At 62.0% G+C, this 15,900-nt stretch carries 13 protein-coding genes; 9 read left to right on the top strand and 4 right to left on the bottom strand.

The features are described from left to right. Window positions 1-129 precede the first annotated feature (129 nt). From HX805_RS28815 to HX805_RS28800, 4 genes are read left to right on the top strand one after another with little or no spacing between them, the layout of a single operon-like run. Window positions 130-975, top strand: coding sequence for an ABC transporter substrate-binding protein (locus HX805_RS28815; protein WP_008433837.1), 846 nt, complete (start codon window positions 130-132; stop codon window positions 973-975). 16 nt (window positions 976-991) lie between these two features. Beyond that, window positions 992-2,500, top strand: coding sequence for an amino acid ABC transporter permease/ATP-binding protein (locus HX805_RS28810; protein WP_177117530.1), 1,509 nt, complete (start codon window positions 992-994; stop codon window positions 2,498-2,500). Between the two features lie 17 nt (window positions 2,501-2,517). Beyond that, window positions 2,518-3,183 carry a GntR family transcriptional regulator gene (locus HX805_RS28805; protein WP_003210850.1) on the top strand — a complete coding sequence of 222 codons (666 nt, stop codon included), beginning with the start codon at window positions 2,518-2,520 and terminating at the stop codon, window positions 3,181-3,183. Between the two features lie 14 nt (window positions 3,184-3,197). Next, on the top strand, window positions 3,198-4,049 hold the full coding sequence (locus HX805_RS28800; protein ID WP_008433843.1) for a DUF1989 domain-containing protein: 852 nt from the start codon (window positions 3,198-3,200) through the stop codon (window positions 4,047-4,049). Window positions 4,050-4,079: 30 nt separating this feature from the next. On the opposite strand, the gene HX805_RS28795 is transcribed toward HX805_RS28800, so the two are convergent. From HX805_RS28795 to HX805_RS28780, 4 genes are read right to left on the bottom strand one after another with little or no spacing between them, the layout of a single operon-like run. Then, window positions 4,080-5,054, bottom strand: coding sequence for an ABC transporter permease (locus HX805_RS28795; protein ID WP_177117529.1), 975 nt, complete (start codon window positions 5,052-5,054; stop codon window positions 4,080-4,082). Next, on the bottom strand, window positions 5,051-6,043 hold the full coding sequence (locus HX805_RS28790) for an ABC transporter permease (RefSeq protein WP_102369138.1): 993 nt from the start codon (window positions 6,041-6,043) through the stop codon (window positions 5,051-5,053). Before HX805_RS28790 ends, HX805_RS28795 begins: the two co-directional genes overlap by 4 nt. Continuing rightward, window positions 6,030-7,565, bottom strand: a complete 1,536-nt coding sequence (locus HX805_RS28785) for a sugar ABC transporter ATP-binding protein (RefSeq protein ID WP_177117528.1) — start codon at window positions 7,563-7,565, stop codon at window positions 6,030-6,032. The genes HX805_RS28790 and HX805_RS28785 overlap by 14 nt, the downstream gene beginning before the upstream one ends. After that, a complete protein-coding gene (locus HX805_RS28780) occupies window positions 7,565-8,551 on the bottom strand; it encodes a sugar ABC transporter substrate-binding protein (RefSeq protein ID WP_177117527.1) in 987 nt (328 codons plus the stop codon). Before HX805_RS28780 ends, HX805_RS28785 begins: the two co-directional genes overlap by 1 nt. A 265-nt stretch (window positions 8,552-8,816) precedes the next feature. Here HX805_RS28780 and HX805_RS28775 point away from each other — a divergent pair, with 265 nt between their 5' ends. From HX805_RS28775 to HX805_RS28755, 5 genes are all read left to right on the top strand, one after another. After that, complete coding sequence (locus HX805_RS28775; RefSeq protein ID WP_177117526.1) at window positions 8,817-9,203, top strand: cupin domain-containing protein; 387 nt, start codon at window positions 8,817-8,819, stop codon at window positions 9,201-9,203. Window positions 9,204-9,271: 68 nt separating this feature from the next. Continuing rightward, complete coding sequence (locus HX805_RS28770; protein ID WP_003210865.1) at window positions 9,272-9,682, top strand: DUF3757 domain-containing protein; 411 nt, start codon at window positions 9,272-9,274, stop codon at window positions 9,680-9,682. A gap of 225 nt (window positions 9,683-9,907) precedes the next feature. Next, window positions 9,908-11,149 (top strand): multidrug efflux RND transporter periplasmic adaptor subunit MexE, encoded by a 1,242-nt coding sequence (gene mexE / locus HX805_RS28765; RefSeq protein ID WP_008433857.1) that lies wholly within the window; start codon window positions 9,908-9,910, stop codon window positions 11,147-11,149. A gap of 15 nt (window positions 11,150-11,164) precedes the next feature. Further along, the gene (locus HX805_RS28760; protein ID WP_003210869.1) at window positions 11,165-14,344 is read left to right on the top strand and encodes an efflux RND transporter permease subunit; all 3,180 of its coding nucleotides are present in this window, start codon (window positions 11,165-11,167) and stop codon (window positions 14,342-14,344) included. Continuing rightward, on the top strand, window positions 14,341-15,756 hold the full coding sequence (locus HX805_RS28755; protein WP_134326680.1) for an efflux transporter outer membrane subunit: 1,416 nt from the start codon (window positions 14,341-14,343) through the stop codon (window positions 15,754-15,756). Before HX805_RS28760 ends, HX805_RS28755 begins: the two co-directional genes overlap by 4 nt. The last annotated feature ends 144 nt before the right edge of the window (window positions 15,757-15,900 follow it).

Below are 15,900 nucleotides of genomic sequence, written 5' to 3'. Positions count from 1 at the left end.
CTGTCTCACGCGTCAAAACCCATCAAAAACCTGAAAAAGTCATTAGTTGGCACGATAACCGCTTACTAGCTAATACAGGATTGTTGAACAATCCAAATCTCCCTGCATCCAGCAACCGAGGCGACGAACATGCAAAAAGGTCTGACGGGCAAGAACACCCTGCGCACATTGGCGCTAGCGATCACCCTGGCGTGCGTGACGCCGCTGCTGTCGGCTGCCGAAATCAAGGGCACCCTGAAACCGGGCGAGCTGTCCATCGGCTCCGACCTCACCTACCCGCCTTACACCTACCTTGAGCAAAAGACCCCGGCCGGTTTCGACCCGGAGTTCATGCAACTGATGGGCAAGCAACTGGGGCTCAAACCACGTTTTCTCGACACCCGTTTCGCCAACCTGATCCTCGGCGTCAACGCCCGGCGTTTCGACGTGGTGGCCTCGGCGCTGTACGTCACCCCCGAGCGCGCCAAACAGGTGGATTTCCTCAGCTACCTGAAGACCGGTTCTTCGCTGATGGTGCTCAGCACCGGCGACTTCAAGCCCCAGCGCCCGGAAGACCTGTGCGGCAAGCGCGTCGGGTCGATCAAGGGCGCGTCGTGGGTGCCAAAGCTGAACAAGGTTTCGGCGGACTACTGCCTCCCTGCGGGCAAGCCGGCGATCGAGTCGCGTGAGTTCCCGACGTCCCCGGAGGCCGCCCAGGCCCTGCTCGCCCAGGCGGTGGACGTGCAGATGGAAGACGCGGCGGTCGCCAAGATCACCGTGGAAAAACTGCAAGGCAAAACCGTGATCAGCTCCAGCGAGTTGATCTACCCGGTGGTGGTCGGCCTGGCCGTGCGCAAGGAAAACCCGGCACTGCTCCAGGCGCTGACCGGCGCCCTGAGCCAGATCAAGCAGGACGGCAGCTACGGCAAGCTGCTGGCGCGCTACAACCTGGCCGAGCCGAACGCCGCCGAGATCAGTGCGGCACTGGGTAACTGAAACGCGGAGCACCTTTATGCAATTCGATTGGCACTACACCCTGGGCTTGTTATGGAACGGCGACTTCTGGCGAGCCGTCGGCACCGTGGTCGAACTGAGCCTGGAAACCTGGCTGCTGGGCATTGTGCTGGGGTTTTTCCTGGCCCTGGCGCGGCAGTCGGAGCGCCGCTGGCTGCGGGACTCCGCTGGCGTCTACATCTGGTTCTTCCGCAGCCTGCCGTTGCTGGTGCTGTTGATCTTCGTCTACAACCTGCCGCAGGTGTTTCCGTCCACCAGCGCGGTGTTGTCCAACCCCTACTCCGCGGGCCTGATCGCCCTGGTGCTGAGTGAGGCGGCCTACATCGCCGAGATCCATCGGGGCGGCCTGCTGGCGGTGGTCAAGGGGCAGCGCGAAGCCGGCAAGGCGCTGGGCGTGGGTTATCGCGGCGTGCAGCGGTTGATTGTGGTGCCGCAGGCGCTGCGGGTTGCGTTGCCGACACTGGCCAACGAATACATCACCATCGTCAAGCTCACCTCGCTGGTGTCGGTGATTTCGCTTTCGGAAATCCTGCTGGTGGGCCAACAGCTCTACACCCAGAACTTCCTGGTGATGGAGACCATGCTGGCCGTGGCGTTCTATTACGTGTTCATCGTGACGGTGTTCAGTTGGCTGTTGCGGGTGCTGGAGAACCACCTGGACGTGACCCGGCGCAAACCCAAGGCCATCGCCCCCGCCATGCTCGACCAGGTGGCGACGCGTCGTGCCCCCGGCCAGGCCGAGCCCGGCGAGTTTGCCTTGCAGGCCCGCGGGGTGCGCAAGGCCTATGGCGAGCTGGAAGTGCTCAAGGGCGTCGAACTGAATGTGCGCTGGGGCGAGGTGGTGTCGATCATCGGCCCGTCAGGCTCTGGCAAAACCACACTGATTCGTACCATGAACGGCCTCGAAAGCCTCGACCGTGGCGAAATCACCCTGCAAGGCCAGCCGTTCCTGCGTGGCAGCCAGGAGCCGCAAGGCGCGCTGGGGCACAAGGTGCATATGCGCGGCATCGTGCATGTCGGCATGGTGTTCCAGGGGTTCAACCTGTTCCCGCATAAAACCGCCCTTGAGAACGTGATGCTCGCGCCGGTCTACCATGCCCATGGTAGCGGCGAAGAACTGCGCCTGTTGAGCCTGGCCCTGTTGCGCAAGGTCGGCATGCTGGAGCACGCCGGCAAATACCCGCACCAGCTATCCGGCGGGCAACAGCAACGGGTGGCGATTGCCCGCGCCCTGGCGATGCGGCCCTCGGTGATGCTGTTCGATGAACCCACCTCGGCCCTCGACCCGGAACTGGTGGGCGACGTACTGGCGGTAATCGAGGAATTGGCTCGCGAGGGCATGACCATGGTCATCGTCACCCATGAAATGAACTTCGCGTTCAAGCTTTCCGATCGTGTGGTGTTCATGGAAGGCGGCGAGATTATCCAGGACGCCGCACCGCGTGACATGCTCGAGCAACGCAGCGAACGCATGACCAAGTTCCTCAAAGACGTCCAACTGGCGTGAGCCCAAGGAGCCCCAACGTGAGCCAAGCCAAGGAACCCAGCCTGTCGCTGGCCGACCAGGTTGCCATCGAACTGCGCGAAGACATCATCGGCGGCCGCCTGCTGCCCGGCATGCCGCTGGTGGAAAGCGAACTGGTGAACGCCTACAACGCCTCGCGCAACACGGTGCGTGAAGCCTTGCACCACCTGGGCCGCGAAGGCCTGACCAGCTACGTGCGCAACAAAGGCGTGATCGTGCGCCGCCTGGGGGTGGAGGAAGTGCGTGACATCTTCAAGGTGCGACGCACCCTGGAGCTGCAGGCCATCGCCGCCAGCAAGCCGCTGCGCGAATACCAGTCCGACCTGATGCTGGAGTCCATCGAGGCCGCGCAGCTGGCCCAGGACCGCGAGAACTGGCAAGCCTTCGGCACCCACAGCCTGCGCTTTCACCAACATATTGTCGGGCTGATGCGCAGCCCGTTGCTGGACGAGTTTTTTACCCATATTGCAGCCCAGATGCGCCTGGTGTTTTCCAACGCGCCCAGCGAGGAAACCTTCCAGAAGCCCTGGCTGGAGCGCGACCGGCAGATTCACGACTTGCTGGTTGACGGCCACAAGCAAGCCGCCGGCGAAGCCCTGGCCAGCTACCTCAATGACTCCGAATCGCTGCTGCTGGACATCCTGAGCAGCATTCCAAAACCCTGAAGCGAGGACCCACCATGTACAAGGACTACCCAGCGGCCTACCAAGTCAGCAAAGGCGCTGCCTTGCAGGTCGACAAAGCCTTCTATGACCGCGTGCGCGAGTCCCGGGACGGGCGCACCCTGATCGAGCAATTCGAAGTGCCGATCCGCACCGGCCGAGCCTGGAAAGTACCGGCAGGCCATGTGTTCCGCGTGACCACGCCGGTTGGCCCGCAGGTTGGCGACTTCAACGTGTGGAGCGCCAACGACCCCCGCGAACGCATGTGGGCGGCACGCACCCGCCAGCTGCAAGGCGCGCACGTCACCACCTACGACCGCCTGTGGTCGAACCTGCCGTTTTTGCGGCCGATGGTCACCATCACCGACGACAGCCTGGCCGACTATGGCATCGACGAACACGGCGGGCGCCTGCACGACTTGCTGGGCACGCGCTGCGACCCTTACGTGAACAAGATGCTCACGGGCGAAGACTTCCACCACCACTGCCACTCCAACCTGACCCGCGCCGTGCTGCCCCATGGCCTGACCGAGTTCGACGTGCATGACGTGCTGAACATTTTCCAGTGCACCGGCCTCAATCACGACGACATGTACTTCATGAAAGCCTGCCCGGCCAAGCAGGGCGACTATCTGGAGTTCTTCGCCGAAATCGACCTGCTGTGTGCCCTCTCCACCTGCCCCGGTGGCGACCTGTCGCTGCCGATGTGGGGCCCGGATGCGGAAGACCCGTTGAAGGTCTGCCGTCCGCTGGGGGTGGAAATCTACCGCCTCGACGACGCGCTTCTGGAGGGCTGGAAACAACCCGAGCGCGCCGCCTATAACGGTAACCATGGCCTGTTGATTGCCAAGGCCGACTGGGAAAAGTAAAGGGCAGGCCCACACCTGGGGCGCCGCGCCTCAGGTGTTCTGCGCAATCCTGCGGCTGACAAAACTGAAGGCCAGCACGATAAAAATCAGCACGCCGGTTGCCACCTGCTGCCAGTAGAAGTTCCAGCCGATCAACAGCAAGCCATTGGCGATGACGTTGATGAACAGCACCCCCAGCAATGTGCCCGGAATATTCGCCCGGCCCTGGCGGTTCAATGTGGTGCCGATAAACACCGCACCAATCGCATTCAGCAGGAACGCATTGCCCGACAGCGGCACATAGGCACTCACCGTCGAACTGAGCAGGATCCCCGCCACCGCGCACACCAGCGCCGCCGCCAGCACCGTGGTGGTGACGATGCGCCGCACCGACAACCCCGAGTAATACGCCAGCAGCGGCTGGGTACCCTGGGCCAGCAGTTCGCGCCCCAGGCGTCCACGGGCCAGCAACATGCCGTAGACCACGGCCAATACCAGCACGATCAACAGCGGCAAGGGCACGCCCAAAGGGCTGAAGCTCGCCAGTTCCGGCTTGAAACCCTGGGCGATATAAATTGGCTGGCCGCCGTCCGAGAGCAGTTGCTGGGCACTGGTGCCGATAAACAAGGTGCCGAGGGTGGCCAGGAACGGGCTGATCCGCAGCCCCGCGATCAAGCCGGCATTGAACAGTCCTACCAGCAGCCCGGCGGCCAACGCACCGGCAATCGCCACACCCAGCCCGTGCCCGGCGTTAAGCAACACCACGAAGCTGAAGCTGGCGAAATCCAGCGCGGTGCCTACCGACAGATCGATGCCACCGGCCGCCACCGCATAGGTCATGCCGATCGCAACAATCGCCAGCAGCACGAAGTTATTCAGCACCAGGCTTTTCAGGTTGCCGCCACTGAGAAACCCCGGGGCCTGCCAGGCAAACACCACCACGATGGCCACGAACACCAGCGGCAACGTCAGGGGCAACAGCGAACGCCAGCCGCCATGGGCTTGCAGGATGGATACCTGACTCATGAATGTTCTCCCCGGTTCAATGCGCTGGAAGCGGCGACCACCAGCAGAATCAGCACGCCCTGGACACCGTTGACCCAGAAGCTCGATACGTTGAGCAACTGAAACCCGTTGATCAAAAAGCCGATCAACAGCGTCGCGAGCAAGGTGCCGGGGATGCTTGCCACCAGTCGCCGGGAAAACACCACGCCAAGAAAGGCTATGGCGACCACCGACAACAGCATGTCACCGGAGCCGGTGGTGCTGCCGCTGAAAAATGCCGCTGAACACAAAGCCGCCACCGCGGCACACAGCCCAGAGAGCAAATAACTGGAGAGTACGTAGGCCGGCACTCGAATCCCGGCGGCCTCGGCGGCGTGCGGGTACTCGCCGACGGCATGCAGGCGCAGCCCATAGGCGGTGTGCTGGATCAGCAGCGTCAACACAAAGGCCGTCACCAGCAACACCCAGGCGAGTGCCGGCACGCCCAGCCAGGTCCCGCCACTGAGCAGGTCGAGCAACGGTGAGTCAGTCGAGACCACGGTGTTTTCAGTGAGGACCAGCTCCAGCCCGGCCAGTACATTCATGCTTGCCAGCGTTGCGAGCAACGGTGGCAAGCGCAGCACCACCACGGCCAGGCCATTGAGCAGGCCCACCGCCAGGCCGCAACCCAAGGTCAGCAGCAGGCTTGCCCACAGGTCGAGGCCTGCGTTGTTGAGTCGACTGAACACGGCCGCACACAAGCCCAAATTGGCTGCCAGCGACAGATCAAGCCCGCCGGCCACCACGTTGGAGCCGCCGCCGATAATCACGCAGGTCAGGCCGAAGGCAAGTACGCCGAGGATCGCCGACTGGCTGAACACATTCGCGATATTGCCGACTGAAAAGAAGTTCGGCGCGGCGACGGCAAAGCCCAGCAAAATCGCGAGGAATACGCCCACCGAGCCGCGCCGCAACAGCAGTACCCATAACCGTTGGGACAAGCCAGGAGTAGCAGCTTCAAGCAGGGACATGCGCCACCTCCTGTTTCACCTGCACAGCCACTGTGGACTGCACCGCACCCGTGGCACACGCCAACAGTTGATCACTGTCCGCCTCACCGGCATGGAACTCCCCGGCTATTTCGCCGCGATGCAACACCAGGATGCGGTCGCAGATCCCCAACAGCTCGGGCAAATCCGAAGACAGCACCAGCACCGCTGCGCCCTCTTCCACCAGCCGCCCGATCACGCGATAAATCTCGACCTTGGCGCCGACGTCCACACCTACGCACGGTTCGTCCAACAGGTACACCGCCGAGCGCCGGCTCAGCCATTTGCCCAGGGCGACTTTCTGCTGGTTGCCGCCGCTGAGCTGGCTGACGGCAGCCTGCGGGCCCGGCGTCTTGATCGCCAACTCGTCGATCAGCCGCAGGCTTTCGGCCTGCTCCTTACGCTGGCTCAGTAACCCCCAGCGACTGAAACGCCCAAGCCCGGCGAGCGTGAGGTTTTCCAGCACCGACAGCAGCGGTGAAATCCCCTGGCTGCGGCGTTCTTCCGGCACCAGTGCAATCCCTTGGGCAATGGCTTCTCCGGGTGAACGCAGGCGCAACAAACGCCCCTCCAGATGAATGCTGCCGCTGTCGGCGCGCACCACACCGAACAGGGTCTTGAGCAGGTCCTTGGCGCCCGACCCGACCAGCCCGGTGAGGCCGACGATCTCGCCCCGACGCAATTCCAGGTCGATCTGCCGATAGCGCCGGGCCAGGCTCAGGCCGCGCACCTGCAGCAATGGTTCGCCGAACTCGACCTGCGCCTTGGGGTACATCTCCTGGACCTCGCGGTTGACCATCAACCGCGCAATCTGCGCGCTGGAGGTGTGCCGTGGCTCAACCACGGCCACATCTCGACCATTGCGCAACACCGTCACTTCATCGCACAGGCTGTCGATTTCCTGCAGGTAATGGGAGATGTAGAGAATCGACAAACCCTGGTCCCGCAGGCGCTTGACGATCCGCAGCAGCTGGTCGACTTCGCGCTTGACCAGCGCCACGCTGGGCTCGTCGAACACCAGGATCTTCGGCTGGCGAATCAACGCCCGGGTGATTTGCAGCACCTGGCGCTCGGCGCTGTTCAGCTCGCCTACCAACGCGTCGGCGCGCAGTTGCAGCTCAAAATATTCCGCCAGCAAACGTTCGGCCTCGCGCTGCTGCCGGCGCCGGTCGACAAACGGACCACGGCGTAATTCATGGCCGAAAAACAACGCCTCGCCCACGGTAAAACTCGCCGGCAACAGCCGCTCCTGATGGATGAACTGCACGCCCAGCGCGTCCACCTGGCGCGGCGACAGTGCGGAGTACACCTGACCGTCAATGCTCACCTGCCCCGAGTCCGCTTTGTGGATCCCCGCCAAGACCTTGATCAAGGTCGACTTGCCGGCACCGTTCTCGCCCACCAGGCCGTGAATGGTGCCGCGCTCGACCTTCAGGCTCGCATCATCCAGCGCCAGGGTGGCGCCGAAGCGTTTGCGCAGGTGCTGCAAGTGCAACGCGGCCATCAATCACCCCGCAGTTGCTGGACCTGCGCCAGGTTGGCGGCGGTGGTCAGCAGCGTCGGCACATGGGTTTCCTTGGGCAGGTCGCGCTGCCCGGCCAGGTAGCGGGCCACGTTCTGCACAGCAGTCTTGCCGATCAGCGCCGGTTGCTGGGCGACTACCGCGCCCACCGGCGAATTGGCCTGGCCGAGCAGCTCCAGTACCTCCGGCGTACCGTCCACGCCGTAGGTCTTGATCTCGGTGCGCTTGGCGTCGATCAACGCCTTGCTTGCCCCCAGTTGCGGAATGTCCCACGCCGCCCAGATCGCCGAGACACTGCCGGCCGGGTACTTGTTGAGCAATGCGGACACCTGGGAATAGGCATCCTGCACGGTGTTGGGGATCACATCCCGCAGCTCCGGCTTGATGATTTCCAGTTGCGGGTGATCCTTGAGCGCCAGCTTCAACTGGTCGTAGCGAATCGCGCACACCGGCACGCCGTAGAAGCCGTTGAACACCAGGATCTTGCCCTTGCCGCCGGCATCCTTGATCAACTGATCGGCCAGGGCCTTGCCGGTGGCGACATTATCCGAGGTGGTGTTGTTGAGGCTGTACTGCGACGGCGCGTCGATGGTGAACAGCGGGATGCCGGCCTTGCTGATGCGCTTGAGCCACGGGTCGATCACGCTCAGGGTGCCGAGGGTCTGGATCACCGCATCGGGTTTCTGGGTGACCACGGTTTGCAGTTGGGTCACCAGGTTCTTGTCATTGCGCCCGGCGTCGAGGGTGATGGGCGTGCCGCCGAGGCGCTTGATCTCGTCGACCTGGGCCTGGAAGGCCTTGATATCGAAGTAGTGACTGGTGCCGGTCATGCTCACGGCAATGCGCTTGCCGGCCAGGGACGGCACCGCGTCATCGCCCTCGGCGGCCTGGGACACGGCGGCGTGGCCCAGCAACAACGCTGCGCCGAGCAAGATGTAACGTGAACGCGAGAAAAAGGTGCAAGGCATACAGGGCTCCGCTGAGCAACGGGTGAAAGGGTTCACCTGTGTGCATTGCAGAGCCCATGCCATAAATTATTTTCAATAAAATCAACGTGATAAAAACAATGGACAAGGCCTTGCTGTCTCGAGCAAACCACAACTGTCCGACTGCTGTTGCCCAGCCAACAGTTGCACACACCCAGGACCGTCGCGCGCTGCACGATCATTCAATATCCGGCGGGCCGTTGGGCCTACCTTAAGGCTCCAATGTCCTGCAACCCTGGAACCTACAATGCCCGCCTCCCACGCTTCGACGAATTACGCCTCGATCAACTTCGCCCAGAAATACGCCCTGTTCAGCGAGCAATGGGCGCCCAAGGTCGTCGCGCAGATGAACGACTACCACTTCAAGGTGGTGAAGATCGAAGGTGACTTCATCTGGCACGACCATGCCGATACCGATGAAACCTTTATCGTCCTCGAAGGCACCCTGCGCATCGACTTCCGCGACGGCGCGGTGACCATCGGCCAAGGGGAAATGTACGTGGTGCCCAAGGGCGTCGAGCACAAGCCGCACGCATTGGGTGAGGTGAAGTTGCTGTTGATCGAACCCTGCGGCGTGCTGAACACCGGCAGCGAGGGTGGCGAGCGCACGGCAATCAACGACGTGTGGATTTAGCACCTTCCGGCGTTGCGTGTTTGGGCTAGTCTTTACCTCACAGTTACTCCAGACCAGGAGCACGCGTGATGAACAGGCAGCTCAGGAAAACCTCAGCCCTCGTGATTGCCCTGATGGCGTTGATGGGCAACGTCTACGCTGGCACTGGCGCCTGCCCGCCCACCCATGCCCTTAAAGACGCGTTCAAAAAGACGCCGACCGGGGAAGTGGTCGCCTACACCGCGTCCGGCCCGGACGGTCGGCAATGGACCGGGCAAAACCCGATGACAGAGCAGAAGGACCTGCACCAGGTCCACTTTGAAAAGGCGGTGATCCAAAGCAGCCAGGGCCAGTCGTCTGTGGCATGCCACTACCTGGATCAGAACCATGAACCGGTAAGCATGACCCTGAAAAACCAGGTCAATGCCAGGCCTCTGGGCAGCGCATGGTCAGGCAACGAATGCACGGCAACCAACCCGGCGCTCTGTACATTTGAATAGCAGACACGCCCGACAATTTATGCGGCGCGCTGTTCCTTGCATCTTGCGCAACAGTCCTTTGTCATCAACAGCATTGATAGCTCCCTAACGAAAGCCCCATGCTAGAGGGCTCGCTTTACGCTTATATCATTCCGAATGATAGTTACCTTTGTTTCATTCGATTCGTGAGATAGCACCCTGCCGAGCATGATCCGCCCATCTTAAATACATTGGCGGATGCACCTCATGGAACAGTCACTCAAACATTTGCGCTATCCCTTGGCCATTTTGGCCGTGATGGTGATGAGCGCCTGCGGCAAAGCGCCCGAACAGGCAGCCGCCATGCCACCAAGCCACGTCAGCGTGGCCAAGGTGCTGGAACAACCGGTCAATGAGTGGGACGAATTCACCGGCCGGCTCGAAGCGCCGGAAACCGTGCAGATCCGTCCGCGCGTGTCGGGCCAGATCGATCAGGTCGCCTTCACCGAAGGTGCCTTGGTCAAGAAGGGCGACCTGTTGTTCCAGATCGACCCACGCCCATTCCAGGCCGAAGTGCGCCGCCTTGAAGCACAACTCGCACAAACCAAGGCCGCCGCCACCCGCAGCGATAACGAAGCCCAGCGCGGCGAACGCCTGCGCCAGAGCAATGCGATCTCCGCCGAGCTGGCCGACTCGCGCACCACCGCCGCCCAGGAAGCCCATGCGACTGTCGCCGGCATCCAGGCGCAGTTGGACCTGGCCAAGCTGAACCTGAGCTTCACCCGTGTCAGCTCGCCCATCAGCGGCCGCGTCAGCCGTGCCGAGATCACCGCCGGCAACCTGGTGACCGCCGATGTCACCGCGCTGACCAGCGTGGTGTCCACCGACAAGGTCTACGCCTACTTCGACGCCGATGAACGTGTGTACCTCAAGTACACCGAGCTCGCGCGCCAGGGTCGCCGTGGCGCGACCACCCCGGTGTACCTGGGCCTGTCCAATGAAGACGGCAACCCGCACCTGGGCCAGATGAACTTCGTCGACAACCAGGTCAACCCGGCCACCGGCACCATTCGTGGTCGCGCTGTGTTTGATAACAGCAAGGGCGAATACACCCCAGGCCTGTATGCCCGCCTGAAGCTGGTAGGCAGTGGCACCTACTCCGCCGTGCTGATCAGCGACGAAGCCGTGGGCACCGACCTGGGCAAGAAGTTCGTACTGGTGATGGACGGCGACAAGCCTGCCTACCGCGCGGTGGAGCTGGGTCCGAAGATCGAAGGTTTGCGCATCGTGCGCAGCGGCCTGACCAAGGACGACACGATCATCGTCAAGGGTTTGCAGCGCGTTCGCCCGGGGTCGCCGGTTGCACCGGAAACCATCCCGATGGCCAGCAAGGAAACCCTCGCCGCCTTGGCACAACAACGACAAGCGCTTGAAGCCAGCAACCTGGAGCAAGTGGCGCCGGATAAAGCCGCGCCCAAGCTCGCAAGTACAGCGACTCCACGCGGTTAAGGGATACGACTCAAGATGAATTTTTCCAAGTTCTTCATTTCGCGGCCGATCTTCGCAGCGGTGCTGTCGCTGTTGATCCTGATCGCCGGCGCGATTTCACTGTTCCAGCTGCCGATCAGTGAATACCCGGAAGTGGTGCCGCCGACCGTCGTGGTCCGTGCCAACTTCCCGGGCGCCAACCCCAAGGTCATCGGTGAAACCGTGGCCGCGCCTCTGGAGCAAGCCATCACCGGCGTCGAGAACATGCTGTACATGTCCTCGCAGTCAACCGCCGACGGCAAGCTGACCCTGACCATCACCTTCGCCCTGGGCACCGACCTGGATAACGCGCAGGTACAGGTGCAGAACCGGGTAACCCGGACTCAGCCCAAACTGCCCGAGGAAGTGACGCGCATCGGTATTACCGTGGACAAGGCCTCTCCCGACCTGACCATGGTGGTGCACATCACCTCCCCCGACCAGCGCTACAACATGCTCTACCTGTCCAACTACGCGATCCTCAATATCAAGGATGAGCTGGCACGGCTGGGCGGCGTGGGTGATGTGCAGCTGTTCGGCATGGGCGATTACTCCCTGCGTGTGTGGCTGGACCCGAACAAGACCGCCTCGCGCAACCTGACCGCCACCGACGTGGTCACGGCCATTCGCGAACAGAACCGCCAGGTGGCGGCCGGTGCCTTGGGCGCGCAACCTGCGCCGAATGACACCAGCTTCCAGCTGTCGGTCAACACCCAGGGCCGACTGGTCACTGAGGAAGAGTTCGAGAATATCGTCATCCGTGCCGGCGCCAACGGCGAAATCACGCGTTTGAAGGACATTGCACGGGTTGAGCTGGGTTCCAGCCAGTACGCCCTGCGCTCGTTGATCGACAACCAGCCGGCCGTGGCGATCCCGATCTTCCAGCGCCCGGGCTCCAACGCAATCGACATCTCCAATGAAGTGCGCGCCAAGATGGCGGAGCTGAAACAGAGCTTCCCGGAGGGCATGGATTACCGCATCGCCTATGACCCTACCGTCTTCGTACGTGGCTCCATCGAGGCCGTGGTTCACACCCTGTTCGAAGCACTGATCCTGGTGGTGCTGGTGGTGATCCTGTTCCTGCAGACCTGGCGTGCGTCGATCATTCCATTGGTGGCGGTGCCGGTATCGTTGATCGGTACCTTTGCGGTGATGCACCTGTTTGGCTTCTCGCTCAACGCGCTGTCGCTGTTCGGGCTGGTGTTGGCGATCGGTATCGTGGTGGACGACGCCATCGTGGTGGTGGAGAACGTCGAACGGAACATCGAATTGGGCCTGGAACCGTTCCCGGCCACTGAAAAGGCCATGAGCGAAGTAACCGGCCCGATCATCGCGACCGCGCTGGTACTGTGTGCGGTGTTCATTCCAGCGGCATTTATCAGCGGCTTGACCGGCCAGTTCTACAAGCAGTTCGCCTTGACCATTGCGATCTCGACCGTGATCTCGGCGTTCAACTCGCTGACCCTGTCGCCCGCACTGGCAGCGGTATTGCTCAAAGGCCACAACGCTCCGAAAGACGGGTTCTCCAGGTTCCTCGACAGGATGCTGGGCGGCTGGTTGTTCAAACCGTTCAACCGCTTCTTCGACAAGGCCAGCCATGGTTACGTCGGCACGGTACGCCGGGTGATCCGCGGCAGTGGTATCGCGCTGTTCCTGTACGCCGGCCTGATGGTCCTGACCTGGATGGGCTTTGCCCACACGCCGACCGGTTTCGTACCGGCCCAGGACAAGCAATACCTGGTGGCCTTCGCGCAATTGCCGGACGCCGCGAGCCTGGACCGTACCGAAGACGTGATCAAGCGCATGTCCGACATCGCCATGAAACAGCCCGGCGTGGAAAGCGCGATCGCCTTCCCCGGCTTGTCGATCAACGGTTTTACCAACAGCCCGAACAACGGCATCGTGTTCGTGACCTTGAAGCCGTTCGATGAGCGTAAAGACCCGAGCCTGTCTGCCGGTGCGATTGCCGGTGCACTGAATGGCAAGTACAGCAGCATCCAGGAAGCCTACATGGCGATCTTCCCACCGCCGCCGGTACAGGGCCTGGGTACGATCGGCGGGTTCCGCCTGCAGGTCGAAGACCGTGGCAACCTGGGTTACGACGAGCTGTACAAAGAAGTGCAGAACATCATTACCAAGAGCCGTGGCGTGCCTGAGTTGTTCGGCCTGTTCACCAGCTACACGGTCAACGTGCCCCAGGTCGATGCTGCCATCGACCGCGAAAAGGCCAAGACCCATGGCGTGGCGATCAGCGACATCTTCGACACCCTGCAGATCTACCTGGGCTCGTTGTATGCCAACGACTTCAACCGCTTCGGGCGCACCTATCAGGTCAACGTGCAGGCTGAGCAACAGTTCCGCCAGGATGAAGACCAGATCGGCCAGCTGAAAGTGCGCAACAACAAAGGCGAGATGATTCCCCTGGCGACCTTCATCAAGGTCAGCGACACCTCGGGCCCGGACCGCGTGATGCACTACAACGGCTTCATCACCGCCGAGATCAACGGCAACGCCGCACCGGGCTACAGCTCCGGCCAGGCCCAGGCGGCGATCGAGAAACTGTTGAAAGACGAACTGCCCAACGGCATGACCTACGAGTGGACCGACCTGACCTATCAGCAAATCCTCTCGGGCAACACCGCGCTGTTCGTGTTCCCGCTCTGCGTACTGCTGGCGTTCCTGGTACTGGCCGCCCAATACGAAAGCTGGAGCCTGCCACTGGCGGTGATCCTGATCGTACCGATGACCCTGCTGTCGGCCATCACCGGGGTGATTATCTCTGGCGGCGACAACAACATCTTTACGCAGATCGGCCTGATCGTCCTGGTGGGCCTGGCCTGTAAGAACGCGATTCTGATCGTCGAGTTCGCCAAGGATAAACAGCAGGAAGGCCTCGATCCGCTCGCTGCGGTACTGGAAGCCTGCCGTCTGCGTCTGCGGCCGATCCTGATGACCTCGTTCGCCTTCATCATGGGTGTAGTGCCTCTGGTGATGTCCAGCGGTGCCGGTGCCGAGATGCGCCATGCCATGGGTGTGGCGGTGTTCTCCGGGATGATCGGCGTGACCTTCTTCGGTCTGCTGCTGACGCCAGTGTTCTATGTACTGATCCGCCGGTTTGTTGAACGCGGTGAAGCGCGCAAAGCGGCCAAGGCCTTGAAGCTGGAGACACAGCAATGAGCGTGAAAGTATTTTTGCCGAGCTTGCTGGTACTGGCGCTGAGCGCCTGTGCCGTGGGCCCGGACTATAAAACCCAGCCACTGGAGGCGGCCAACGTAACGGCCGCCGCCGACGCCAAGCAATACGACCACGGTAAGTTCGAAGGCATCTGGTGGCAGCAGTTCGAGGACCCGACCCTTAACCAGTTGGTGACTCAGTCCCTGAACGGTAACCGTGACCTGCGGGTGGCATTTGCCCGCCTGCGGGCGGCCCGGGCGATTCGTGACGACGCCGCCAATGACGTGATGCCGGTGATCACCAGCCGTGTCAGCAGCGATGTGGGCAAAGGCCAGATCCCCGGCCAGACCACCCAACGTGTCAACAGCGAGCGTTATGACCTGGGCCTGGACATGGCCTGGGAAGTGGACTTGTTCGGCCGCATCCGCCGCAACCTGGAGGCCAGCGACGCTGACCAACAGGTTGCCGAAGCTGACTTGTATCAGCTGCAAGTGACGATGATTGCCGAGTTGGTGGACGCTTACGGTCAACTGCGGGGCGCGCAACTGCGCGAGAAAATCGCGGTGGCCAACCTGAAGAACCAGGAGGATTCGCGCGGTATCACCGTCAGCCTGCGGGATGCCGGTGTGGGCGATCAGCTCGATGTGGTGCGGGCCGATGCGCGTCTGGCGGCTGTAGAAGCCAGTGTGCCGCAGTTGCAGGCCGAGGAAGTTCGCGAGCGTAATCGTATCGCTACCCTGCTCGGTGAGCGACCGGACAAGTTGAGCGTGGATTTGAGCCCGAAAGATTTGCCGGCGATTGCCAAGGCGTTGCCGATTGGTGATCCGGGGCAACTGCTGCAACGTCGTCCGGACATTCTCAGTGCCGAGCGTAAGTTGGCAGCCGCCACGGCGCGGATTGGGGTGGCCAAGGCTGATCTGTTTCCGCGGGTGAGCCTCAGTGGGTTCCTCGGGTTTACCGCTGGGCGGGGTTCGCAGATTGGGTCGGCGGCGGCGAATGCCTGGTCGCTGGGTCCGAGCATTACCTGGGCGGCGTTTGACCTGGGCAGTGTGCGGGCAAGGTTGCGTGGTGCGGATGCCGAGGCGGATGGCGCCCTGGCGACTTATGAGCAGCAGGTGTTGCTGGCGCTGGAAGAATCGGAGAATGCCTTCAGTGATTACGGCAAACGCCAGCAGCGGTTGGTCTCGCTGATTCGTCAGAGTGAGTCGAGCCGGGCTGCTGCGGATCTGGCGGAGATTCGTTACCGCGAAGGGACGGTGGACTTCCTGGTGTTGCTGGACGCGCAGCGTGAGCGTTTGGCCGCCGAGGACTCCCAGGCTCAGGCCGAGGTGGATCTGTATCGCGGGATCGTCGCGATCTACAAGGCGTTGGGCGGTGGGTGGCAGCCGAGTACCACGATTGCCAGTGCCAAGTGATTTGACTTAAAGAGCTCCTTTGGTTGGTCGCATCCAGCCAATTTTTAGCCCCGTGCCGTCATTCGGTCGCGGGGCTTTTTTTTGCTCGCTTGTGGTGTGTGCATATCCGTTATTTCGGTCAGGGCTGCTATTGGTTCCGCTCTT

This window comes from Pseudomonas sp. G5001 (assembly GCF_013385475.1).
In the GTDB taxonomy this organism is placed as follows: Bacteria; Pseudomonadota; Gammaproteobacteria; order Pseudomonadales; family Pseudomonadaceae; genus Aquipseudomonas.
Note: the sequence above shows the minus strand (reverse complement) of the source record. Positions and strands in the feature narration are given on the sequence as shown.